The 24,362-nt window shown below is 43.5% G+C and carries 19 protein-coding genes; 11 read left to right on the top strand and 8 right to left on the bottom strand.

Going from position 1 to position 24,362, the window contains the following annotated elements; translation table 11 throughout:
* Positions 1-12 precede the first annotated feature (12 nt).
* Both pyk and aroQ read right to left on the bottom strand, forming a co-directional pair.
* Entirely contained in the window at positions 13-1,464 is a 1,452-nt protein-coding gene (gene pyk / locus C825_RS27255; protein WP_010800891.1) for a pyruvate kinase, read from the bottom strand.
* 33 nt (positions 1,465-1,497) lie between these two features.
* On the bottom strand, positions 1,498-1,935 hold the full coding sequence (gene aroQ, locus C825_RS27250) for a type II 3-dehydroquinate dehydratase (RefSeq protein WP_009860041.1): 438 nt from the start codon (positions 1,933-1,935) through the stop codon (positions 1,498-1,500).
* 99 nt (positions 1,936-2,034) lie between these two features.
* Between aroQ and xerD the strand changes: the two genes are divergently transcribed.
* Entirely contained in the window at positions 2,035-2,940 is a 906-nt protein-coding gene (gene xerD / locus C825_RS27245) for a site-specific tyrosine recombinase XerD (protein WP_010800890.1), read from the top strand.
* A 107-nt stretch (positions 2,941-3,047) separates the two neighbouring features.
* On the opposite strand, the gene C825_RS27240 is transcribed toward xerD, so the two are convergent.
* Positions 3,048-5,036, bottom strand: a complete 1,989-nt coding sequence (locus C825_RS27240; protein WP_010800889.1) for a DUF4954 family protein — start codon at positions 5,034-5,036, stop codon at positions 3,048-3,050.
* Between the two features lie 28 nt (positions 5,037-5,064).
* On the bottom strand, positions 5,065-6,276 hold the full coding sequence (gene hflX / locus C825_RS27235) for a GTPase HflX (RefSeq protein ID WP_010800888.1): 1,212 nt from the start codon (positions 6,274-6,276) through the stop codon (positions 5,065-5,067).
* Between the two features lie 70 nt (positions 6,277-6,346).
* Between hflX and C825_RS27230 the strand changes: the two genes are divergently transcribed.
* From C825_RS27230 to C825_RS27185, 10 genes are all read left to right on the top strand, one after another.
* Positions 6,347-8,125: a T9SS type A sorting domain-containing protein gene (locus C825_RS27230; protein ID WP_010800887.1), complete on the top strand. Its 1,779-nt coding sequence runs from the start codon at positions 6,347-6,349 to the stop codon at positions 8,123-8,125.
* A gap of 51 nt (positions 8,126-8,176) precedes the next feature.
* Positions 8,177-8,398, top strand: coding sequence for a hypothetical protein (locus tag C825_RS27225; RefSeq protein ID WP_009860036.1), 222 nt, complete (start codon positions 8,177-8,179; stop codon positions 8,396-8,398).
* 198 nt (positions 8,399-8,596) lie between these two features.
* On the top strand, positions 8,597-8,959 hold the full coding sequence (locus tag C825_RS27220) for a BlaI/MecI/CopY family transcriptional regulator (protein WP_009860035.1): 363 nt from the start codon (positions 8,597-8,599) through the stop codon (positions 8,957-8,959).
* Between the two features lie 21 nt (positions 8,960-8,980).
* On the top strand, positions 8,981-10,975 hold the full coding sequence (locus tag C825_RS27215; protein WP_010800886.1) for a M56 family metallopeptidase: 1,995 nt from the start codon (positions 8,981-8,983) through the stop codon (positions 10,973-10,975).
* A 19-nt stretch (positions 10,976-10,994) separates the two neighbouring features.
* Complete coding sequence (locus tag C825_RS27210; RefSeq protein ID WP_010800885.1) at positions 10,995-12,572, top strand: tetratricopeptide repeat protein; 1,578 nt, start codon at positions 10,995-10,997, stop codon at positions 12,570-12,572.
* Between the two features lie 70 nt (positions 12,573-12,642).
* Complete coding sequence (locus C825_RS27205) at positions 12,643-13,839, top strand: DUF4934 domain-containing protein (protein ID WP_010800884.1); 1,197 nt, start codon at positions 12,643-12,645, stop codon at positions 13,837-13,839.
* Positions 13,840-13,866: 27 nt separating this feature from the next.
* A complete protein-coding gene (locus tag C825_RS27200) occupies positions 13,867-15,381 on the top strand; it encodes a tetratricopeptide repeat protein (RefSeq protein WP_228100049.1) in 1,515 nt (504 codons plus the stop codon).
* Between the two features lie 51 nt (positions 15,382-15,432).
* Entirely contained in the window at positions 15,433-16,611 is a 1,179-nt protein-coding gene (locus tag C825_RS27195) for a DUF4934 domain-containing protein (RefSeq protein WP_010800882.1), read from the top strand.
* 14 nt (positions 16,612-16,625) lie between these two features.
* Positions 16,626-17,828: a DUF4934 domain-containing protein gene (locus C825_RS27190; RefSeq protein ID WP_010800881.1), complete on the top strand. Its 1,203-nt coding sequence runs from the start codon at positions 16,626-16,628 to the stop codon at positions 17,826-17,828.
* A gap of 25 nt (positions 17,829-17,853) precedes the next feature.
* Positions 17,854-19,017, top strand: coding sequence for a DUF4934 domain-containing protein (locus tag C825_RS27185; RefSeq protein ID WP_010800880.1), 1,164 nt, complete (start codon positions 17,854-17,856; stop codon positions 19,015-19,017).
* An 88-nt stretch (positions 19,018-19,105) separates the two neighbouring features.
* Here the strand turns inward: C825_RS27185 and C825_RS27180 are convergent, their stop codons facing one another.
* From C825_RS27180 to C825_RS27165, 4 genes are all read right to left on the bottom strand, one after another.
* Complete coding sequence (locus C825_RS27180) at positions 19,106-19,324, bottom strand: hypothetical protein (protein ID WP_010800879.1); 219 nt, start codon at positions 19,322-19,324, stop codon at positions 19,106-19,108.
* Positions 19,321-19,797 (bottom strand): DUF3990 domain-containing protein, encoded by a 477-nt coding sequence (locus tag C825_RS27175; protein WP_010800878.1) that lies wholly within the window; start codon positions 19,795-19,797, stop codon positions 19,321-19,323. The genes C825_RS27180 and C825_RS27175 overlap by 4 nt, the downstream gene beginning before the upstream one ends.
* Positions 19,794-20,015 carry a DUF3791 domain-containing protein gene (locus C825_RS27170; RefSeq protein WP_010800877.1) on the bottom strand — a complete coding sequence of 74 codons (222 nt, stop codon included), beginning with the start codon at positions 20,013-20,015 and terminating at the stop codon, positions 19,794-19,796. The genes C825_RS27175 and C825_RS27170 overlap by 4 nt, the downstream gene beginning before the upstream one ends.
* Before the next feature lie 152 nt (positions 20,016-20,167).
* Entirely contained in the window at positions 20,168-24,190 is a 4,023-nt protein-coding gene (locus tag C825_RS27165) for a glycoside hydrolase family 2 TIM barrel-domain containing protein (protein ID WP_010800876.1), read from the bottom strand.
* Between the last annotated feature and the right edge of the window lie 172 nt (positions 24,191-24,362).

Raw genomic sequence — 24,362 nt, 5'->3', positions numbered from 1 at the left:
GTTTTATTTTATTTATTCCTTAAAGGTCGGGAGTGAATATTTACTTCCGGCATCCAACACTTTTCCAACGTTGTTGATTTCGAGGAATGTCGTGCCGCCACCTTCACCGAAGCTGCCGCTCAGGTAAGCAACCATGTCGTTACGGGTGATACGTCCGCTCTTAATCAATTCGTTCAGTGCGCTGTAGAAATAACCGCGACGGCTGTCATCCCACGGCTGATATACGGCCCATACGCCATATGACAGAGAAAGCATGCGGGTTACGCGTGGGTTATAGCAGATGGCAAATACCGTTGAGGTACCACGGAAAGCGGCCAGGTAACGGGCTGTACGTCCGGTGTGGCTGTCGGTGATGATTGCCTTTACATGTAGCTTGTTGGAAGATTTTACCGCTTGTTTTGCCAGGAATGAAGTAACATCCAGGTCGTTACCTTCGATAGGTACACGGATGTCGTTGGCGGCTAGCTTGGTCTTTTCAGCTTCGCGGGCAACCTTAGTCATTGTCTGGACTGCTTCCAGCGGATATTTACCGTAAGCTGTTTCACCGCTAAGCATCAATGCGTCTGTGCGGTAATAGATTGCGTTGGCAATATCGGTTACTTCCGCACGGGTAGGGCGCGGATTCTTGATCATGGAGTGAAGCATCTGGGTCGCAACGATCACCGGCTTTTTCACTTCCACGCATTTGCGGATCAACACACGTTGGATTCCCGGAATCTTTTCGGCCGGAACTTCGATACCCAGGTCACCGCGGGCGATCATGATACCGTAAGCTACTTCCAGGATTTCATCGATATTGTCGACACCTTCCTGGTTTTCGATCTTGGCAATGATCTTGATCGGACTTTTATGTTCGTCCAGGATCTGTTGTATATCCAATACATCCTGTTTGTTTCTTACGAAAGAGTGAGCAATGAAATCCAGTTCGTTTTCAATCGCCCAAAGAATATTTTTACGGTCTTTCTCTGTCAGTGAAGGGAGGTTGATGCGTACACCGGGAACGTTCACGCTTTTGCGGCTTCCTAATGTAGCGTCGTTCTGCACTTCACAGAGCAGATAATCATCCTGTTTCTCGATGACTTTCAGTTCCAGGTCGCCGTCGTCGATCAGGACATCGCTGCCGATGGTCAGGTCACCGATAAAGTTTCTGTATGAAACATAAATGCAATCACGGGTTGTCTCTTTTTCCGGATCACCGATTATCTTAACGGTGTCGCCGGTTGTAAAAGGTATTGGCTCTTTTGCCGTAGTGGTACGTACTTCCGGGCCTTTGGTATCCATCAATATACCGATGCGGTCGGATACTTCGCGTACATTTGTAACAACACGGTTTAAACCTTCTTCCATCATGTGGGCCGTATTCAGGCGCACAACATTCATTCCTGCATTGTACAGTGAGCGGACAAATTCCACATCACAACGTTGATCAGAAATTGTAGCAACAATCTTCGTATGCTTTAACATATACCTTAAATATTATAACCTATTATTTACTTTTTAGTCGTTGGCCGTTGGCTGCTGCATAAGCGCTTCGAGCGCCAGCCGGTATGAATCCAGACCGAATCCCAGTATAACCCCTTTGCAGGCAGCAGAGATCATCGATACATGACGGAATGATTCGCGTGCATGTACATTTGAAATATGTACTTCTATAACCGGAGTAGTCACTGCTTTTATGGCGTCGTGCAATGCAATGGATGTATGTGTATATGCTCCCGCATTCATTATAATCCCATCGTATTCAAAACCCGTTTCATGGATTTTGTCAATCATTTCGCCTTCTATATTACTCTGAAAGTAAGCAATTTCGCATTGGGGATACCGGGCGCGTAATTCGTCCAGATAACCTTCGAAAGAAGCATTACCGTATACTGTTGGCTCGCGTTTGCCCAACAGGTTAAGATTAGGACCGTTAATAATCTGAATCTTCTTCATTTGCTGTAACTTTATTACCTTTGCACCACCTGGTACGGGCTGAAAATATCCGGCAAAGGTAATGATTTTATTTGATACATACATAATTGCCTGTGTACAATGCAACAAGGAAATAATATAATCGACAAATATAAGACCTGGCTCCGGCTGGAAAAGTCTCTATCTGCCAATTCGATAGAAGCTTACCTGACTGACCTGGACAAACTCATTCGCTTCGTGGAAAGTGAAGGGAAAGACTTTGCTACGATCTCTTATCAGGATTTACAGCAGTTCGTAGCCCAGCTGCGTGATATAGGAATCCATCCGCGTTCGCAGGCCCGCATCATATCCGGTATAAAATCGTTCTACCGCTTTCTTTTACTCGACGAGTATATAACAGCCGACCCGACGGAATTGTTGGAATCGCCCAAGATCGGATTGAAGCTGCCCGAGGTATTGACGATCAATGAGATAAATGATATATTGGATACGATAGACCTTTCTTTGCCGGAAGGGCAGCGCAATCGGGCTATGCTGGAGGTGTTGTATAGCTGCGGCCTGCGTGTTTCCGAGTTGATCTCTTTGCGTTATTCGGATGTTTATTTTGATGAAGGTTTTATCAGGGTGGAAGGTAAAGGAAGCAAGCAACGCCTGGTTCCGATTTCAGAGACGGCTATCCGGGAGATAAAGAATTATCTGCTGGATCGTAATCTGATGGTTGTAAAAAAGGGGTTCGAAGATATTTTATTCCTGAGTCGCCGGGGCACGGCTCTTTCCCGTATCATGGTTTTTCATATTATCAAGCAGCAGACGGAGATGGCAGGCGTTCATAAAAATGTCAGTCCGCATACGTTCCGGCATTCTTTTGCGACCCATTTGCTGGAAGGCGGTGCCAACCTGCGGGCTATCCAGGAGATGCTGGGGCATGAGAAGATAACGACTACCGAGATTTATACACATATCGACCGACAGTTTCTCCGGAAGGAAATACTGGAACACCATCCCCGGAGCCGTCGGCGGGAATGAGATGTATCATATATTATGAGAATGGATTCGTATAATATATGATATTTGATTCGCATAATATGTGAGATTATATTCTCATAATATATGATACGAATCTTTTGCTACTATTATATTAGCTTTTCTATCCTTCCGATCAGTTCATCTCCCAGTGCCCGTTTGGTGCTGATATGTTCTTTTACGGCTGCGACGAACGGGTTTTGTTCGAAAGCACCGCGTACGACTTCGAAGTCCTCTTCTTTTTCTTTGCGTGTGCCGTCTACGCCGAAGCCGGTCATTGAAGTAAGGGAGAACTCCTTGCGGGCATCTTTGTAAAGCATCTCGTCCAGACCGATGACGGATGATTTCCAGAGTTCAACCAGTTCGATGATCTTTCCGGGGGTGATCTCACCTAGCTTGATTCCGTAGTATTCTTCTATTTTCTGATAGGCCCATGTCCATTCTATTTCATAATATGAATTATGTTGGTACTGGAAGAAGGCATTAATCTTTTCCAAAGAATTTATCCGGTGGCTCTCGATATCTTCTATCAAACCATTTAATTGATCTTTCGGAAGGATCAGTCCGGACAGGTCAACCCATTCGCCGGTTCCTTCTTTGGCGGTTGGGGTCAGTTGTTTGCGGACTTCTTCTATGTTCTGGAACTGTGTGCCTTCCAGTCTTTTTATCAGAGAATTACCGAGAAATTTATTAATTGCCATTCTGTATAGTTTCAGTGCATTTTGTAAAGAAGAGCCTTTAATACGGGCATTCTGATAGTAATATATTTCGGAAGTTTCTCCGACAAGGCTTTGTAGATTCTTTAAGATACCGACTGCTTTTATCATTTTCTGGATGGTGTAGGGACTCAACAGGTTGTAGTTGATCATATCCAGTTTGTTCGTGTCGGTCCGTTTATCACGTCTCGGCCATTTCTGAGCGTCACGGATGGTACCGACACTTCGCAGATTGATGCCCGGCACCAGATAAGTTTCGTCGTCTTTTTCAATCAGATAGGAGAAAGGCATATCGGACGTGTCACTGTGATGGTGATGTCGGCCCATGATTAATGAAAAGGCACCGATACGTGCCGGCCAAAGTATATAAGAGTCGCTGGTCGTCTTGGAACCTCTTTCGACAATGCCTTGGTGAATCGGGCCTAACTTATACATATGATTGCTTTGGTTCGAACCACTTCCGGCGTTCAGGAACGAATACATGCCGGCAATCAGGAGGCTACTCTTGTGCATGGATACCGTGAACGGTCCGGCGAAGATGGCACAGGCCTCTCCGTTTTCAAAAGAACAGTTGCTGAATAGCAGGGAGTCGTGTGCCGAAAAATTATGTGTCACATGGCAGGCTTGTCCGATGAAGCAACGGATGATCTTTGCCGCATCGGCAATGACTGCCCCTGATGAGATGATAAAATCCTGGGCGATCACGCTGTCACCGATATATACAGGGGCTTCTTTATTACTGTTCACTGTCCCGTTTTCCAAGCGTGTACAGTTCTCGATGGTAGCGTGTTGGCCTATGTTTACATTACGGATTGTCCCGGCATTGATTATCTTTACGTTCTCTCCGATCGTCCCGTAGTCGGAGGTGATGCTTTTGGTATAATCTGCAATCATTTCCTGTAGCCGTTCGATCAGTATCGGACGGTGGCGGTAAAGTGCGATTACATAAGCCAATGGGGCGGAAAGCTGATTGTAGATGGGGACTTCGCGGCCTCCGGTTTCGTTCAGCACTGAAACCTGTACGTTGTTGCCGAACGTACTTTCTCCTTCCACGACCATCACGTTGACATTTTCTATATAACAATTGTCTTTGATACGGTAGTTGGCAATGTAATTGTGGGTGTTCTCGATCAGGATATTATCGCCCAGCATGCAATTATGCAGTGTTGTATTTCTGAGTCCGCTATGTTTTCTTATTCCACCGGGGAGGGTGAACTCTTTCTCGAAATGTCCTAAAATAACTGTGCCTGAGAAATGTACATGATGGATATATCTGGTCTCGAAGGATAAAGGGACTAGCACCTGTCCCCAGTTTTCGGCATAACAACCCTGAGATTGCAATACCGCAATCTCTTCGGGTTGTAGGTTTCTGATTTTTTCCATTGGTCAACTTGTTTGTATTTCTATTGCTTTATTCTTCGTCGTATTGCTGGAAGAGAAAGTCATTGTATGGGAAACGGGTGATATGTATCTGTTTTACCCGTTCATATAACAATGCTTTCAACGCATCTATGTTGGTACGTTCCTTGGCGGAGATAAAGATGCAGTTATCCTGCAACTTATTCATCCAGGTGCGTTTCAGCTCGTCCAGGTCGATATTTTCCCGTTTTCGCGGAGTCAGGTCGTCTTCGTCTTTCGGGACGAAGGTGAACGCGTCGACTTTGTTGAAGACCATGATCATCGGCTTTTCGGTCTTGTCGATTTCAGCCAGGGTCTTGTTCACCACTTCGATCTGTTCCTCAAAAGTCGGGTGGGAGATATCTACCACATGAACCAGCAGGTCGGCTTCGCGCACTTCGTCGAGGGTCGACTTGAACGATTCGACCAGTTCGGTGGGCAATTTGCGGATAAAACCAACAGTGTCTGACAACAGGAACGGCAGGTTTTCAACGATTACCTTTCTTACTGTCGTGTCGAGTGTGGCGAACAGCTTGTTTTCGGCAAACACATCGCTTTTGCTCAGTTGGTTCATCAATGTTGATTTACCGACATTGGTGTATCCGACCAGGGCGACGCGGACCATCTTGCCACGGTTTTTCCGTTGCACGCTCTTTTGCTTGTCGATATCCACTAGGTCACGTTTCAGCTTGGCTATTTTATCCAGGATGATACGCTTATCGGTTTCCAGCTGGGTTTCACCCGGGCCACGCATGCCGACACCGCCACGCTGACGTTCCAGGTGAGTCCACAGACGGGTCAGGCGAGGCAACATATATTTGTATTGTGCCAACTCGACTTGCGTCTTTGCGTTGGCAGTCTGGGCGCGGCTGGCAAATATATCGAGGATCAGGCTGGTACGGTCGAGTATTTTCACCTGAAGTTCTTTTTCGATATTGCGAAGCTGTTTAGGCGAGAGTTCGTCGTCGAAAATAACCAGTCCGATTTCATTTTCGATCACGTACTCTTTTATCTCCTGTAATTTACCGGTACCGACGAATGTGACGGGATTCGGGTAGTCCAGTTTCTGATAAAACTTTTTGACGGCTTCGGCTCCGGCCGTATCGGCAAGAAATGCCAGTTCGTCCAGATATTCTTTAACTTTCTGTTCGTTTTGCTCGGGGGTAATCAAACCAACGAGCACCGCTTTTTCTGTCAGTGCTTCTGATATAATAAATTCTTTCATGCGGCAAAGATAATCATTTCAATTATTTCTTTATATTTGCAAACACAATAACGACTAAAATAGTTTAGCTATGAAAAAGAAACATTTACGTATGTTTCGGCATATTCTTGCCGGAACTATGGTTCTAACAAGTATGGTGTCTGTTCAGGCACAGGTAACAAATCCCGAAACATGGAGCAGTTTTGTAGAAAGTGGTGCGAATCCGTCGGTGGTGGATACGTTCCGCTGGCAGTTGTTTGCCAAAGCAGAGCAGAATAACTGGAATTATACTCTTGGTGGTGGTGCAATCATTTCTAATGATCAGAAAACGTTGAAAATGCCCTTGTCTTCCTCAGTCGCTTTTGAAAAAATATCTATTTTGGGTTATGATAGTGTACGTATTTTCTTGGGCTTTAAAGCTTATTCATTGGTGTCAGGAGAAATGTTGAATGCTGTATTTAGTAACGCCCTTGGGGAAGAGAGGCCAGCAGTCTTATATCCTGATCCTGATGATGTGGAAAGAGATTACTTCTCTATACGATTTAAAACAAATCCTTATTATTTAAAACTATCAACGTCTAAACCTTCAAGTAAAACTAAAAACGGATATATTCAAGTGGACAGTGTCTATAGCTACGGCTCAATCCGCCAATATTCCCTTTTTTCCGGAAATGGCAACTGGAATGATTCCATTCGTTGGTCTCACCTTCCTCCCTTGCGTCATCGAAGTGCCCTGATTAGTGGTGAGGCAGAAATTAATTCTACCGTGCAGTGTGAGCAGGCCCTGTTGGGTAACGGTGGTCTGCATATTTCAGAAAAGGGTCATTTCATCGTGGATAAGCTTGTTCTCTATAGCACTGACAATCCACTGACAAACACTGACAGAGCGCTGACAACTACTGACAATTCACTGATAGTGGCAGGTAAACTGACGGTTAACAAGCAATTGGAAGTCCGTTATACATTTCCGGAAAAAGGTAAATGGTATTTCCTCTCTTTCCCCTTTGATGTCTATCTGAATGATATAGATAAACGTTTTCAGTTAAAAGATAAAACCTTTTCCGGTAAAGGTGATTTTCTGTACGTGCAAGTTTATGACGGGAAGAAGCGTGCCCAAAGCAATGACGCGACGGGTAACTGGACGGTGCTTTCCCCGGAGGAACTATCCGATGGTCTTGTCTTTGAAAAAGGAAAAGGTTATCTGGTCGCTTTGGATGCAGCTGCATCCGATAATACTTTGACCTTTTCAACCGCAGGGAACGATATTCCTGAAAGTTTTGGTAAAACGGCATCTGTTCCGGTCTATGCGGCATCTGCCGGAAATACGGACAAAGCGCATGAGGGTTGGTATCTTTGTGGAAATCCATTGCCTTCTCCTATCTCATTGTCGCAGATATCAGCAAATCCGGCGCTGGATGGAAATATTTATATATATGATGGAAATGCCTACGAGTCCTATCCGATAGGCAGCGAGTATGTACTTCCTCCTTTCTCGGCTTTCTTTGTCAAAGCATCGGTAGATACGGAGATTGATTTGACGGCTGCTGCATTGTCAACAAATGCAGTTCGTCTGAAAACAGGTTTTCCTTTCTCTGTAGTGGCTACAGAGCCGGAAGAAGTGGCTGTTCATAATTCAGTATTTTCAGGAACAGAGAAGAAATGCTATTTGAAAGGAAAGATACTTTATCTGTCAGATTTGCCGTCGACTGGAACTGTGCGGGTATCTGATTTTACCGGACGTGTGGTGTCTGTCCATTCGGTATCACCGGGTTCTTCAACCCTGCCGCTTTCTTTACCGGCAGGATTCTATATAATAAATGTGGAGGCAGGTCATTATCATGCCCAACACAAATGCGTTCTGACCCAATGAAAGAATAAACTATCTTGTATCTTTGTCTGTTCAAAACAATAAAAAAGCCGTATGAAGAAGATTAATATTACAACTGGCGTTCTGGTGATCTATCTGATTGTGATGAGTGTATGGGGATGGCCCGGAAAACAGCCCGATCCGGACTGGGTACAGTATTTCTCGGTAATGGGAGTATCCCTCTTCGTCATTCTCCTGCTGCGCTATCTGCAAGTTAAGCGGATGAAGATGCGGGATAAATGGAAAGAAGAGAATCGGCATTCAACAGAAAAATAGGATATATTTCGTTTAAAACGGGCGAAATCTTGTTTAAAACGGGTGTAGGATTCGTTTTAAACGAGATTTACCGGATACATTGATTGGAACCGAAAGGAAATCGTTTGTATTAATCTTTAATACTTCTTAACTTGTTTCTATTTGCAGATATACGATAATTTCGTAGATTTGCGATATAATCGTAAATAAATAGGGATCATGGAAAAATTAACAATGCAGGAAGAAGAAGTAATGCGCTTGATTTGGCAGATTGGGCCTTGTTTCGTTAAAGATATACTGGCTAAGTATGACGATCCGAGGCCGCCTTATACAACACTTGCTTCTATTGTAAAAAATCTGGAACGTAAGAAGTACGTGAAGAACAAACGCTATGGAAATACGTATGAATACACTCCGCTGATCCCGGAGAGTGAATATAAACGTACCTTTATGAGCGGTGTTGTTCGTAACTACTTTGAAGATTCATACAAAGAAATGGTTTCTTTCTTTGCCAAAGATCAGAAGATTTCGGCAGAAGATTTGAAAGACATCATCGATTTGATAGAAAAAGGAAAAGAATAAACCTTTTAACACCTTATTACCATGACACCGGAATTTGCCTACTTTCTGAAGGTGAATGTAGCCTTTGTACTCTTTTACGCCTTCTACCGTCTGCTCTTTTATAAGGACACATTCTTTAAGTTGCGCAGGGCTTCCCTCCTTGCTTTCTTTGGTTTGGCGTTGCTTTACCCATTGTTGAATATTCAGGACTGGGTGAAGGAACAGGAGCCGATGACGGAGGTGATACAGATTTACTCGGCTATATTGCCGGAGATGACAGTAACCCCAGAGGTCGTTGTTAAAACAGACTGGAAAGGAATCCTGCTTTCGGCAAGTTCATATATGTACTGGGGTGTCATGGCTCTTTTATTTGTCCGTTTTTTTATTCAGTTAAGCAGTATCCTGCTGCTGGCTTACCGGAGTAGACGGACTGTTATACACGGCGTACCAGTCTACCGGCTGGATAAGCCTGCCGGACCTTTTTCATTCTTCAAAATGATCTTCATACATCCGGAAAGCCATTCGGAGAAAGAAATAGATGAGATACTTACACACGAATGTACCCATGTTTTCCAGTGGCATTCGGTAGATGTGATGATTTGCGAGCTGATTACCGTCATATGTTGGGTGAATCCCTTTGCGTGGCTTTTGAAACGCGAAGTGCGTCATAACCTGGAATACCTGGCAGACAATACCGTTATCCAATCCGGATACGACTGCAAGAGCTATCAGTACCATCTGTTAGGCCTTGCCCACCATTATCAGGCTGCAGCAACATTATATAATAGTTTTAACGTATTACATCTAAAAAACAGAATCAGTATGATGAACAAAAAGAGATCCCACGGGATCGGAAGAACAAAATATCTGATATTCATCCCTCTAGCAGCATTTTTGATGCTGTTGAGCAACATTGAGGCGGTTGCCCGTATCACGGGAGAAATCGCAGCTGAAGCTGTTGCCGGGGTAAAGGAAGCGACTGAAATAAGTGTGCTTTCGGAGGATGATGTGAAAGTGTCAGGTCAGGTAATTGACGATTTTAACGGGCCGGTTATCGGCGCGAATGTGATTGTAAAGGGTACTAATGTAGGTACCATTACGGATACGGAAGGTTATTTTGTGCTGGAAACGACAAAGAATGCTGTTCTCCGCTTCTCTTTCCCGGGTATGAAGGCGAAAGAAGTCGCAGTGAAGGATGTGCAGGGTAAGTTGAAAGTACAGTTGTACTCGGATGGAAGTGCACAGGGATCGCAGTCTGCTCCTCCCCCTCCTCCTATGTCACCTCAGATATCGACAGACCCCTCGGATCTGGTTTTCACAGTCGTGGAAGTGATGCCTGAATTTCCGGGCGGACAAGGTGCCTTACTGCAATTTTTGGCAAAGAGTATTAAATATCCGGTAATCGCTCAGCAAAATGGTATTCAGGGACGTGTAACCTGTTCGTTTGTGGTGGGTAAAGATGGGGTGATCCGGAATATCGAGGTCATTCGCGGGGTTGATCCGTCGCTGGACCTGGAGGCTACCAGGGTAATATCCATGATGCCTAAATGGAAACCGGGTATGCAGAAAGGGAAAGAGGTCAGTGTGAAGTATACGGTGCCGGTGACTTTCCGTTTGCAAGGAAAAGAAGACAATAAACCGACACCTCTTCCTGCTGGAGAGGGCGATAATGAAATCACTGTTGTGGGATATGGCGAACAGAAATCAGCCGATACTTCCGGCCAGGTATTTGCAATAGTGGAAAAGATGCCACAGTTCCCGGGCGGAGAAAAAGCGATCAATGAATTTATTTCAAAGACGTTGCAATATCCGGTCATTGCACAGGAAAATGGCATCCAGGGAAAGGTCGTTTGTTCGTTTATTATAAATCAGGATGGTTCGGTCACAGATGCTGAAGTGGTTAGTGGTGTTGATCCTTCTCTGGATAGGGAAGCGCTGCGTATCGTTAGTGCAATGCCTAAATGGACTCCCGGTACGCAACGGGGAAAAGCGGTTCGTGTAAAATATACTATGCCTGTTACTTTCACATTGCAGTAATCACTAAAACATAGAGCAGATGATGCACAAATATACTGTTTTGCTTCTTCTCAGTGTCCTGTCCCTTATGGGGCAGGCACAGAGTCTTTCATTTCAGGAACTACTCAATAAAAAGAAGTTCACAGAAGTGATCGCCCTGGCCGATAGTCTTACTCCGGCAGATTCTGCTGATTATGTTACTATGTCGGCTATCGGCCAGGCTTACGAAGGTGTATTGGAATATAATGAGGCTTACCGGTGTTATCAGCATTGTCTGCAAATGGATACGACGAATGTCGATGCCTTAAGTTCCGTTGCCCGGGTAGCTATGAACCTGGGAAAAGCTTCCGTAGCCCAGGATTGTTTTCGGAAAGTACTCGAAAGCGACAGTACCGATTTCTATGCTAATTATCAATTAGCCCGCCTGTATTCCCAGATTGGCGATTATGAGAATGCCGTGTTGCAGTTCAATGTGTTGCGCGATCAGGATACGACAAAGGTAAATCCTGTTATTTACCGGAATATAGCTGATTGCTATATGAAAATGAATGCCATCCCGGCAGCTACGATCTGCTATTTTCAGGCTTATAATGTTAACCGTGAAAATGCCGGATTGGCCAGTGCTTTGGTGAATTGCCTATACCGGATGGGAGGTCCGAATATACAGGACGGATTATCCATTTGTGATACGGCGTTGTTTTATAATCCCGGAAATCATGCGTTGCGTCGCAGTAAGGCTATGGGATTTTATATGAATAAACAGTATGCCCAGGCTGATACGTTATATGGAGAATTGTTTGCAGAAGGCGATACCTCTTTCCTTACATTAAAATATGGGGGTGCTTCGCGTTATCTGGCCGGACGTGCCATGGATGCGATCGATCTGCTGGAATGGGCGTATGGGAAAGATACGACGGATGTAGAAACGAACCTGTTGTTGGGTGCTGCTTTAGGTAAAACATATGACCGTAAACGGGCCTTCCTGTTGTTCGATCAGGCAGAAAAGTTGATGCAGCCGAATGAAGCATTGGTGAATATGTTGTTGACTTCCCGTTCAGAGACTTTGTTCAAAGATGGGCGTCAGCGTGAAGCTGAAGGGTTGCTTTATAAAGCCTGGCTTGCCAATAAGGACCGGCTGGACTTATTGTTCCGTATTGAACGGGAGTATTCCAACTGGGGACCGGAGTATAAATCGGCAGAAGATTTGGGCAGGGCTTTGTTTGCCAAGGTTACATTCCTGAGAGAATATTTTCTGACCGGAAAGAAAATGCAGGGATTCCAGCGGTATCGTTCTATACTGCAATATCTGTATGAAGATGCTTTCTTTACGAATAAGACAGAACTGGTGATGATTGCCCCGGACAATAAGAAAAGTAAGATATCGGCTGAAGACTTAAAGTCTATAATAGACCGGTTGCCGGATATCTCGCAACTTCCGGAGGTAGAAAGAAAACATTATCAACAGATGGAAGAAGTGTTTAAAAAGAGGAAAGAAAACGGAGTCGGAAGTACAAAATCGGAGCCTCTTGACGAGAACTCGGAAGCGTTTAAAGCAGGAATGAAAGCTGCTCAAAAGTATCTTGACAGTCAAAAGAAAGAAGAGCAAAAGTCGGAATAACTAAATAAGTACGGATAGATTAATTATATCTATTCCGTTATACAGGTAATAACTTTAAAATAATCCGATTATGAATAAATGGAGTATCTATAATTTAGTCATAACCTGTATGTTATTGGGCGCATGCGGAGGAAAGCAGTCGACTGAAAAGACTGTTGTTTTAGAGGAAGAACAACATGGAACCGAATTTCCGATAACTGTCCCTTTTGAGATGGGGATAGAGAATGAGCGTGAAGTTTCTCTAAGCCAGATAGCAGAAAAAGTCGAGTATATTCCGCTTGAAACAAAAGCTGATTGTTTGTTATCCAATTATAGAGGGTATATTCAATATATAGCCGGTAATTATATTATTCCATGTAGCCGGGGCGTTTATATGTTTGATGGTAAGGGTAAATTTGTCCGTCGAATCGGTCGTCAAGGACAAGGTCCCGGTGAATATAGCCTTGTCTTATCTTTAGATGTTGACCGCGAGAATGAACTGATTTATTTGTTGGATAATGGAAAAGTGAACGTATACTCATTAACCGGTGATTACTTAAAGAGTATACCTCTACCCGAAGTGAGATATGCAGCGATATTGAATGACAATATTTTGGCTTCATTCATCTATAATAGTTCCGGACAAATGAAGGACCGCATTCTCTTGTTCAATCAAGCCGGCGATAAGGTAAAAGTTTTTCCCCGACATGATCTGTTTACAATAGAAAAAGGGGTTACATATATGATGATGGGAAGTAATGACCGCTATCTGTTTCATTATGATAATCATTTATGTTTTAAAGATTATTATTGTGATACCTTATATACTGTTACGGAGAATGAATTACAGCCCAGATACGTTATTCAGTTGGGCAAATATGCCATGCCGCTGGAAGCCCGGTGGGAAAATCAAAGAGGCGATCAAAATAAATTTACAAAGATAGCCTCTTCTTATCTTCGCGTCAATGTGATGGAAACGGACTCTTTCCTTTTTATGCCTTATAGCCATTGGGCAGGAGAAAAAAGTCGTTTGGAAGAAATACTTATATATGAGAAGAATACTCAGGCTTGCTTTAAAGTCGCCGGCAATATAATCAAGAATGATCTGGAAGGGAAATTACCTTTTATACCTTATACTTCAATAGGTGATAATTTGTTGTTAAGTATATGGACTCCTTCGGATATATTAGAACAGGCTGATAAAGATTCCTCTATTCTGGAACATCCGCAGTTGAAAGGATTGAAAGAAGATGACAACCCGGTCCTGATGGTCGTTCATTTTAAGTAGAGCTAAATAGGAAAATTAAAAGAGTTTATGATGAAATATACTATTGTCCTTTTTTTCAGTATTCTTTCTTTTGTTGCACAGGCGCAAAACCTTTCTTTACAGGAGTTGGTGAACAGAAAACAATTCCCGGAAGTGTTGGCTCGGGCGGACAGTCTTACGGCAGCCGATTCGGCCAGTTATACGACTATGTCGGCTATCGGTCAGGCTTATGAGGGAATGTTCCGGTATAAGGAAGCCTATACCTGTTTTCAATATTGTTTGTCAATGGATACAACGAATGTGGATGCTTTGAATGCACTTGCCCGTGCTGCAATTAATTATGGTAAGATTACGGAAGCCAAACGTTGCTATGGAAAAGTGCTGGAATCGGATAGTCTGAATTTTTACGCCAATAATCAGTTGGCACGTCTTTATTATCAGTTGGGTGATTATGATAAATCGATGGATCATTACCGGACTTTAGCATCCTACGAGAGTGATAATCCGACTATTCTGGCCGGTTTGGCGGATTGCCATATGAAAAAAGGCGGTATGAATATGCTGATCGCATTGGAACTGTATACCCGTGCTATGGAAATCAATCCGGAGAATATCCGTGTGGCCTCTTCCCTGATTAATTCATTATTATGGAAAGGAGATGGAAAAACTGCTTTACAGGTCTGTGATACCGCCTTGTACTATAATCCCGATAACCGGCAGATTCGGCAAAGCCAGGGAATGGCTTTGTATATGACTAAAAATTATTTGAAAGCGGATACCGTTTACAGCGACCTGTTAGCGGAAGGTGATTCGTCTTTTATCAATCTGAAATATGCAGGTGCCTCCCGCTATATGTCCGGCCATGCAATAGATGCCGTGGAACCGTTGGAGCTGGCTTACGAAATAGATTCGACAGACGTGGAAACAGTCTTGTTGTACGGAGCTACATTGGGTAAAACCTATGACCGCAAACGTGCCTATCAATTATTTGACCAGGCAGAAGAGTGTATGAAACCAAAGAAGTTTTATGTCAATCTATTGGCCTCTTTCAGAGGAAGTACACTCGAACGGGACGGTCGTTTCAATGAAGCGGAGAAAGTCTATTATGAAGCATGGAAGAAAGATCCGACACAGTTGAATTTACTATATGAAATCAATAAGCACTACTGGCTAAGGGAGTCGGAAATGTTTAAGGATGAGAAGTTGTTACAGAAAACCCTTTTCAGTAAATACACTTACATGACTGAAATGATGAAGCGGAAAGAATCTAAAGAGAACTTGTTTGGCTTTCGTTATTTCTTTGAAGACTTATATCAGGAGGCTTTCTTCCGTAATATTACTGAACTCACAATGCTGGCTCCCGATGGTAAAAAGAGTAAACTAACCATGACCGATTTACAAAACGTTATCAACCAACTTCCAGAGCCTTCAGACCTCGAACGGAAACGTCGTGAAGATATGAAAGCTGCCATGAAGGAATATGAAAAGAAAAATAAGAAAAAAGAGATAGCAGCAAGGGATTCGGCAAATGGCATCCATATCGAAGGAAAAACCGGCCGATAGAGGATGCCAATGATGCAGAAAATGAAATATAACCTTTAAACTAAAATAGATATGGGAAAACACGTCAGAATTATAGGAATATTATTACTTGCTTTGTTTTTTTGTCCGGCTATGGCGCAAAAGAAGATTGCTTTTGCCGAAGGAGTAGATGAACAGAAAGAAATAAAGTTAAGTGAGGTCGCTTCCGGAGTGAAATATATTCCGTTGGAAACGACAGCGGAATCGTTGCTGGATAAAGATATTTTGAATGTGACTTTTGCCGGTGACTATCTGTTTGTCTGTGATTTTGTTAATCTGTTCCAGTTTACGCCGGAAGGTAAATTTATTCGTAAGATAGGAAAGGCAGGAGAGGGGCCGGGGGAATATGCGAAATCTATTCTGGCTGTTACTTATGATGAAGATGCAAAACAGATTTTTATATCTGATTTTAGAAAAGGCAAGGTGCTGGTCTATTCTTTTGAGGGTAAATATTTGTATGACATCAATACTCAACGTGGATCGATGACTACTTATAGAGATAAAACCGGAAATCTGTTTGGGATAACCAATGAGTACCTGTATACGAAGGACAAAAGAGGCAAAGAATTGTTCGTGTACAATACTAAAGGAAAGGAATTGTATAGCTACCATTTCAGACCGGAACAAGGAGTCCGTTATCCGGGGATTATCTTCAGTTATGGTATTCTTTATGATTATCAGGAAAATACCTATTATAAAAATCCTTTAGAAACGACAATCTTTCGCTTGGAAGGGAAAAAAAGAATTCCGGCATATAAACTGGATCTTTCGCAATATGAAAAATTATCGGGTGAAGATGATGCTATCATCGCTATAGACAAGAAAACGAATACGGGAACCAACCTTCCCAATAAAGCCGCTGAAAAGAAATTCAGTTTCTTCAATGTCTTTGAGATAACCCATGCGATAGGTGTGGAGTATGCACAGGGACAAGGTCGCTGTTTAGCCTGGTATGACAAAGGGAAAGAAACTGTTTGCCGTGTCCGTTCCCCGAAAGCCGAATGGGATGGTTTTACCGATGATATGGAAGGTGGTTGTCCTATCTTTCCACGTTTTGTCAAAAACAATAAGATGATCGGTGTTGTCTCTGCTTCTGTTCTTTTGGAGAAAGTAAAGCCTGAAAATGCCAAAGGTTCTCTGAAAGATCTCTTGACGAACCTGCGAGAAGACGATAATCAAGTAATACAGGTCATTCTATTGAAAGATAAATAACAAAATACACAAATATGAAAACTATCAAACACTTGCTTTTAGGGGGATTTTCCCTTTTGTTGCTCTCATGCGGAGGAAAGAAGTCCGGTGATCAGCCGGTTGAAAATATATCGGAAGTGCCTGAATATCCGATAACAATCTCCTTTGCCAAGGGCATTGATACGGAACAGGAAGTCCGGTTGAGTGAAATTGCCAGGGAAGTAAAGGTCGTGCCGTTGGAAACAAAGCCCGAATGTCTGGTTGCCAAAGTATCTCAGGGTATGATACAGATGGTAGATCATAACCTGTTTATTCCATGTAGCGAAGGGTTATTGCAGTTTACAGATGACGGAAAGTTTGTCCGTTCGGTAGTCAAGCGGGGACAAGGACCGGGAGAATACAGCATAATCCGGTTTATAGCGGCTAACGACAGGCTGAAACAAATTTATATAATGGATAACGGAAGGATTCTTACCTATACAATAGGCGGTGACTATGTAGGAGAGTCTAAAATACCTTTCTGTTGGCAGTTTACTTTGTTGGGAGATAGTGCATACGTCGGCTACATTTATAACAATACCGGCCAAAAGAAAGACCGGCTTGTCCTGGTTGACCGGCAGGGAGAGACACTGAATACTTTTCCTCAATATGATCAGTTTACGATTGCCAATGGGTTGAATTATTATTTGTGGGGGTATTACGACCGTTATCTCTATTCTTTCAGGGAAGAAGCCTGTTGTAAAGAGTATTATAATGATACGGTCTTTACGGTTACCCCGGAACGGCTTGAACCCCGCTATATCCTGGATTTGGGAAAGTATAAGATACCGAAAGAAAGGCGTTTTGAAGTTCTGGAAGGAAATTGGCAAGCCTATTCAGAACCGGCACAAGCCTATCTGCGACCGGATTTCCATGAAACGTCTCAATGGGTATTTCTCCCTTATACCTCCTGGGATGTTACCAACAAAGATGAGTTACCCCGTCTGGCCATGTACGATAAGAAGAAAGGCGCTTGCTATAAGGTGAAAAACAATCGTATCATAAATGATATGCAGGGTAGTTTACCTTTCTATCCGGAGACCCGCATTTCGGATGATGTATTGCTTTATTATCTTGAAGCACCCGAGGTGATGGAGTTGGCGGAAGATAATCCTTCTATCCTGGAATATGAACAGCTGAAAAATCTCAAAGAGGATGATAATCCGGTATTGATGATTGTTTATTTGAAGAGAGATTGAATCACGACTTTAAATCAAGGGCATTATGAAAAAGAAAAACTTATTTTTGTTTATGTTGCTGCTTTTAAGTAGTTACTATGATATGGATGCACAAGATGTATCCCCTGTTAAAATACCGTTTGAAACAGCATTAAATACAACGAAAGAACTAGTCTTGAGCCAGATTGCAGCGGATGTGAAAATAGTACCGTTGGAAACAACGGAGAATTGTTTACTCTCAAAAGTGAAAGCAGGTGCTATACAGATGATCGGACATGATATTTATATTCCTTGTGATATGGGACTGCTTCAATTTTCCGATGACGGTAAATTTGTTTGCTCTGTTTCCCGTAAAGGGCAAGGTCCCGGTGAATATGCAAATATCCGCTATGTCGCTGTTGATAGAGTACAGAAGCAAATCCATTTATTAACTAATGGAAAAGTACTGGTTTTCTCGTCGGAAGGTAAATCTTTGAGGGAAGCCCGGTTCCCGATGGTGTGGCAATTAGAACTGTTGGGGCAAGATACGTATGTTTCTTATGTATATAATGGTAACGGAAAGAAAAGAGAGAAGATTGTTTTGTCTAATATGAAAGGAGAACAGATAAATACTTTCCCGCAATACGATCAGTTTACTGTCCCGAGCGGAATGACGTTTTATAATACAGACCCTTATGACAGATACTTGTATCAGTTTGCCGGAAACACCTGTCTGAAAGAGTTTTATAATGATACCGTTTTTACTGTAAAGAAGGATAAGCTTATACCGCGTTATATCCTTGACATGGGAAAGTATAGATTGCCCGATAAGTACCGGTTTGAAGTATTGGATGGAAACTGGGAGCGCTTTAATGAAGTCTCAGCTCCTTACTGGCGTCCTAATATGGTGGAAACCACCCGTTCGGTTTTCGTTCCTTATTCTCCTTGGAAATTTGAAGATCGTATCAAAGGACGCAAGCTGGTCGTATACGATAAAAAAGGGAAAAGTAGTTATAATGTAAAAGGCGGATACATAAAAAATGATATGAATAGCCGGTTACCTTTTTATCCGAATATCCAGACAACGGACGATGTGGTTATTAATCTGTGGGAGGCAACGGATATTCTGGAACTGACAAAAAAAGATCCTGCTTTGTTGGAACATAAAGCTTTACAGAACCTGAAAGAAGATGATAACCCTGTTTTGATAATCGTTACAATGAAAAAATAATACTGATTACTATTATTGTTCCGCTACTAATAACTTGTTTAAGTGAACAGCCGGCCCCTGTCCGGCTTCACTATGACGAGATAATACCTTATCCCATCACGCCTGTTCTTATTTCGGTTTCGAGATAAGAGTAAATATAATATGGACTTTGATAATACAACTCCGTAGCCGGGTTGGACAATTTAGCGAAGGTATCCGATGTATAAACCGTATCCAATGCGGTTTGTAAATCCATCCCCAAACGTTCCATCAGTAAGACAACTAAGTCTGCCGTAACCGATTCAACCATATAATCAAAGTCTGTCATAATCTTCTTAGTAAATGAATTGATTTTTCAGTTCCGAAATAATACTGGAAAGTAATTCCTTTCATATATTTTAATCGATGGAGAAATTCTTGTATATCAATAGATTTATCTTCTAATTTCTTGATCTGTAAACCAACCTTATCATTTGCTATCGGTCCATAAACGATATCATATTGAAATACGGCATTTCCATTTTTACTATTTCTATTTGCAAACACAAACTGCGCCCATTCCTCTGTATATGAACTGAATATTTTCACTGATAGATCAGTTCCGTGAAGATAGGTTTCATCAAACTCGTAACGAGTCACTATCGGTTCTCCACCTAAAATAGCAGATTTAAGAGCGGCCATATGAAAAGCTTGTTCTTCATCCGAAGACAAATAGAAACCTTTCCCAAAATCCTTGTTAGGTTTAGAGCGAGTTAAATCTATATTTTCTATAATGACATTGGAACCATGGTAAAGTATCATGCGATAGCCCCTCCCTGGCGTTGGCAATAAAGTGTCAGATAAGAAAGAGCTTCTTTAAAATCGAGCGTATGGATAGCCTCATAGTGCTGCTCCAGGAAGTCAATCCCGTGAAAACGGCGGATATAACGGTAAGCTTGCTGCTTATTTAAGCTATTCCGTTGTGCAAACGCATCAATCATAGCCGCTATAAATTCCACTTTGTCTCTTATGTTACTCATTGATATAACCTTTTTACAAAGAAACAGGATTTTTCCTGATTTTCCAAATAGAGGCAAATCTTTATTCAGTAAGGCTGATTGCTGCTTGGGTAATTATTAAAAAAGGCGGGCAAAAGCCCGCCCTTATAGAGACATCCTAAGATACAAATCTCTTATTCACTCAAAATAGTCAGTTCCGCTCCCGTTGCGAAATCCTGTCCGTTCTGTGAACTCAGTGCGGTGAAACGGATGTAACGTCCTTTTACCGGTTTGTCGAAGAGGACTTTCTTTTCGTCCCGGTTATTCGCGAACTGGCCTTTGCAGACAGGCTCACCCCAATTCTTGCCATCGGAGCTGACCTGGATGGAATATTCTTTGATATTACCATTGTTGCTGTCTTTGCGAGGCATATAGAGAAAGCCTTTGAATGCTTTCTCTTCGCCGGCATCCAGATCTACCCAGTGTGGATATTTGGCTACTGTGACAGAATACATACTGTGCCAGATCGTATTCGGATCGCCGTCTACCAGGTGTTTGGCATCGCCTTCGCCAACCTCTTCGCTGCTGGCGTAGATAACCTCTGTCTGGATGCTTTCCAACTTATTGAAAGTCTTTGTCGACTTGATCTCCGGATTGTTCTTTAACCAGGCAGTGATTGTTCCGCCTTCGCGCATCGGGATAGCTCCGGTATATTCTTTCGCTTTTTTCTCTTTGCCGATCGTGTAGCAGAAGACAGCATCCTTATCAATAGATGATAATTCAACCATACCTACACGGGAACGGGTGATGGAGAAAGGAATCTCACCGGCGGCCGATACCTGTGCGGCAGCCGACAGGTCTTGTGTGGCCGGGCGGATGATAAAGCCGATATTGTTCTGTCCGGCAAATACACGGTCATGAATCAATGGGCCACCTTGTCCGCAACTGTTACCTCCCAAACCTGTAACAGCAAGATCAAGATGCAGATAAGTGTCACCGGCCTTCGGTAACTGATAAGGATGTCCGGCCAATGTCATATCGAGTGCGGAATATTGCAAAGCAGAAGTAGAAAGGCGGTTGGTTGCCACAAAGAGAGCTCCCTTGCCGGCCTTGTCGGTCAGTGCACACCAGCGCACATCTTCGTGATTACCCATATCCTGCGGTTTCGGGAAGTTCACGAACTGGTCGGCTACGGTCGATTTATATTGCTCGATAAACTGTCCGGCTTTACGGTCGGCATAGTTTTCAACCGGACCACGTCCGTAGTATGTATAGTTTTCATAACGCTGAGGAACGATCATCCGGTAGCCTAAACGTGGCAGTACCAGACTTGAATTGTTGGAGGTGATGCTGGCTTGCAGTTCGATGGAACCGTCACGGTAGATGGTCCATGCCTGGTCGGTCGTGAACTTGAAGTCGTCTTCGCCGAAGGCTTTATCGGTCAGTTCTTCCACTTTGTTCTTGCCGCTGGATGTTCCGCCCAGTATCTTGGCTGCATTGGGAGCCTGCGATTCTACGGTGTAGAACAATACCATGGAACCGTCTTTCCGCTTGATCACTTTGGACGCGGTAGCTTTATGTTTCAGATTATGCAAGCCGTTTTCGAACCAGCTTCCGTAGAACCAGTTATCGTTGTTCGTGAAGGCACGGAAAGCATCCAGTTTCGGACCGTTACCGTCGGCAATGATTGTTTCGCCACCATAATTCAGATTATAGATCGTACCGCTTTCATTGTCGAATGTGACATTGAAGTTATCTCCTTTGATCGTAGAGAAGCGTGCGTCCGACTGTTTTTCGAGAGACAGTTCTCCTGCTGAGGCATTTGCCACTTCGTTGATGGCAGGTTTGCCCACAGATGCTTTGACTGGAAGTTGTTCTTCTGCCATTACATAACCTTTGGGGGCCCAGGGTTTATCCTCTTTCAGTAGAAACTGAACTTTAACGAAATATTCGTTGTCCGCTTTCAGTTGGCTGTACGTATAAGGAATGGCTACCTGCACACGTTTACGTGGTGAAACCTTACCCGGATTCAGGGAGCCGCTTTCCACTTCTTTGCCGTTTTCATAAAGCGACCATTTCACATCGTAATCGGACAGATCGTTGAAATAGTATTTATTGAATAGCTCGAAAAGGCCTTTCTGTGCATCGACTTCTGTGACGCCGATATGCTGGTATACCTTTTTCACTTCATAATACTGCGGTTTCGGTTCCAGGTCGCCGAACACGATACCGTTCATTACGAATTGACCGTCGTTGGGCGTATCGCCGAAGTCACCGCCATAAGCCAGGTAGCGTTTGCCGTCGGGGGTATAGTTGTAAAGAGACTGGTCCACCCAGTCCCAGATGGCGCCACCACAGAAGAAGTTGGTCGACTCCATTGCATCCCAGTAATCAACCAGGTTACCGCAGGCATTCCCCATCGAATGGGCATATTCTGAGATATGGAACGGATACTTGATGTCATAATCGCCTTTCACGGCACCGCGCACCCAAGAGATAGACGGATACTGGTTGGAACCCATATCTACGATTTTATTGTTGCGCTCGTACTGAACGGGACGTGACAGGTCTGCTTTCTTTAAAGCATCGTAGGCCTCTATGAAGTTGTGTCCCGGACCGGCTTCATTCCCCAACGACCAGATCACGATAGACGGATGGTTGATATGGGCGTTTACCATTTCCATGACACGTGCCACATGTGCATCCCGCCATTCTTTCGGGTGGGACAGGGAGGCCTGGCCATAGTAATATTCGTGCGATTCGATATTGGCTTCATCTTCCAGATAAAGACCATATTTGTTACACAGGTAATACCAGTACGGATCATCCGGATAATGTGAGTTACGAACGTGATTGATATTGGCACGTTTCATCAGCATCACTTCGTCTTCCATCATTTTGCGTGTGATGGCATGGCCTACAGCCGGATTACTTTCGTGACGGTTCACACCTTTTAGTTTGACAGTCTTGCCGTTTACGTAATAGTAACGTCCGGCTAGTCCGAACTCGTCTTCAGATGCCGGTGTATCCTTGATTTCTACCTTGCGGAAACCTACAGTGGTGGAAACCATATCGATCGTTTTATTCTTTTTATCTTTCAGTTCGGCAACCAGTGTATAGCGGTAGGGCTGTTCGGCCGACCATTTATTGGGCGCTTTTACTTTGATGGTCATCAGGTTCTCCGTTGTTTCATCCGGATTGATCCGTTCGATGACAGGCGATAAGAATCCATCGACAAGTGTATTTTCGTCTGAATAGAGTTTATTGGCATAAAGCGAATAATACACTTTATAATTCTTGATTGCTTTTTTATCGAGGTTACGAATGTCTGCCTTGACGGTCAGCGAACCGTCGGTATATGTTGCATCCAGATCGGGTGTCACCACCAAATCGCGGAAATGCACTTTCGGTGTCGAATAGAGCGCAACGGTCCGGAAGATACCCGGTAGACGGAACATATCCTGTGCTTCGAGGAACGAGCCGTCGGAACTGCGATATACTTCGGCTGCCACAATGTTCTTTCCTTTTTGAAGATAAGGAGTAATGTTGAAATTGGCTGCATTACGGGAGTTTTTGGAAAAACCTACATAATGGCCGTTAATCCATAAGTAGAAAAAGGAATCTACTCCGTCGAAACTGATAAATACATTGCGTCCGTCCCAGTCTTCCGGGATGGTGAACTCACGACGGTAAGAGCCGACTTCGTTACGGTCTTTAAAGGTCGTCCAGTTTTCCGGTGGGGTACGCATCACGCCTCCCCGCCAGTCGTCGACAGCCACTTTGTGCTGGAAGATAACCGGTTGGTTCACGTAAATAGGGGTACCATACTTCTGTGTCCCGTCTTTCTGAAGACCGACAATGTTCCAACTGGATGGCACGGGGATATTGTCCCAGCCTGATACATCGAAGGAGGGTTGATAGAAATCCTTCGGACGTTCTTCGGGCGTACGGGCCCAATTGAATTTCCAATCTCCGTTCAGAGATTGCCAGTAGGCACTGTTTTCCGGTAATACTTTCCGGGCACTCTCCAGATTCTGGAAGGAGAAGAACCAGGCACGGGGTTGTTCTTTGTTCAGCGCAAGGTTCTCGGGTGATTCCCACTCGTTCCCTTTCGGCGCTTGTTCTGAGGCATACTGATAGCCTTTCAGTAAATCTACTGTCGCATAGCTTTGAAATGTCAAGCAGCATAGTAATAGACAGAATGCTGATTTTTGCATATGAGTTTTTCTTCTTAAGGTGAGAAATAGGCTTCAAATTTAATACATTTATCGGAGAGTCTGTTGCTTACTTCGTGTTTTATTTATCTCATTGCGTTTCCTCCCGTATGATAAATTATGAATCTGGTATAGTAAATGCAGTAAACTCCGATTCGTTTGCATCTTTAGCGTA

The organism is Parabacteroides sp. ASF519 (assembly GCF_000364265.2).
In the GTDB taxonomy this organism is placed as follows: domain Bacteria; phylum Bacteroidota; class Bacteroidia; order Bacteroidales; family Tannerellaceae; genus Parabacteroides; species Parabacteroides goldsteinii.
This window is presented reverse-complemented; position numbering and strand designations above follow the sequence as displayed.

Coding starts and splice junctions, on each gene's coding strand:
- pyk (WP_010800891.1), bottom strand. CDS start 1,464: ATGTTAAAGCATACGAAGATTGTTGCTACAATTTCTGATCAACGTTGT.
- aroQ (WP_009860041.1), bottom strand. CDS start 1,935: ATGAAGAAGATTCAGATTATTAACGGTCCTAATCTTAACCTGTTGGGC.
- xerD (WP_010800890.1), top strand. CDS start 2,035: ATGCAACAAGGAAATAATATAATCGACAAATATAAGACCTGGCTCCGG.
- C825_RS27240 (WP_010800889.1), bottom strand. CDS start 5,036: ATGGAAAAAATCAGAAACCTACAACCCGAAGAGATTGCGGTATTGCAA.
- hflX (WP_010800888.1), bottom strand. CDS start 6,276: ATGAAAGAATTTATTATATCAGAAGCACTGACAGAAAAAGCGGTGCTC.
- C825_RS27230 (WP_010800887.1), top strand. CDS start 6,347: ATGAAAAAGAAACATTTACGTATGTTTCGGCATATTCTTGCCGGAACT.
- C825_RS27225 (WP_009860036.1), top strand. CDS start 8,177: ATGAAGAAGATTAATATTACAACTGGCGTTCTGGTGATCTATCTGATT.
- C825_RS27220 (WP_009860035.1), top strand. CDS start 8,597: ATGGAAAAATTAACAATGCAGGAAGAAGAAGTAATGCGCTTGATTTGG.
- C825_RS27215 (WP_010800886.1), top strand. CDS start 8,981: ATGACACCGGAATTTGCCTACTTTCTGAAGGTGAATGTAGCCTTTGTA.
- C825_RS27210 (WP_010800885.1), top strand. CDS start 10,995: ATGATGCACAAATATACTGTTTTGCTTCTTCTCAGTGTCCTGTCCCTT.
- C825_RS27205 (WP_010800884.1), top strand. CDS start 12,643: ATGAATAAATGGAGTATCTATAATTTAGTCATAACCTGTATGTTATTG.
- C825_RS27200 (WP_228100049.1), top strand. CDS start 13,867: ATGATGAAATATACTATTGTCCTTTTTTTCAGTATTCTTTCTTTTGTT.
- C825_RS27195 (WP_010800882.1), top strand. CDS start 15,433: ATGGGAAAACACGTCAGAATTATAGGAATATTATTACTTGCTTTGTTT.
- C825_RS27190 (WP_010800881.1), top strand. CDS start 16,626: ATGAAAACTATCAAACACTTGCTTTTAGGGGGATTTTCCCTTTTGTTG.
- C825_RS27185 (WP_010800880.1), top strand. CDS start 17,854: ATGAAAAAGAAAAACTTATTTTTGTTTATGTTGCTGCTTTTAAGTAGT.
- C825_RS27180 (WP_010800879.1), bottom strand. CDS start 19,324: ATGACAGACTTTGATTATATGGTTGAATCGGTTACGGCAGACTTAGTT.
- C825_RS27175 (WP_010800878.1), bottom strand. CDS start 19,797: ATGATACTTTACCATGGTTCCAATGTCATTATAGAAAATATAGATTTA.
- C825_RS27170 (WP_010800877.1), bottom strand. CDS start 20,015: ATGAGTAACATAAGAGACAAAGTGGAATTTATAGCGGCTATGATTGAT.
- C825_RS27165 (WP_010800876.1), bottom strand. CDS start 24,190: ATGCAAAAATCAGCATTCTGTCTATTACTATGCTGCTTGACATTTCAA.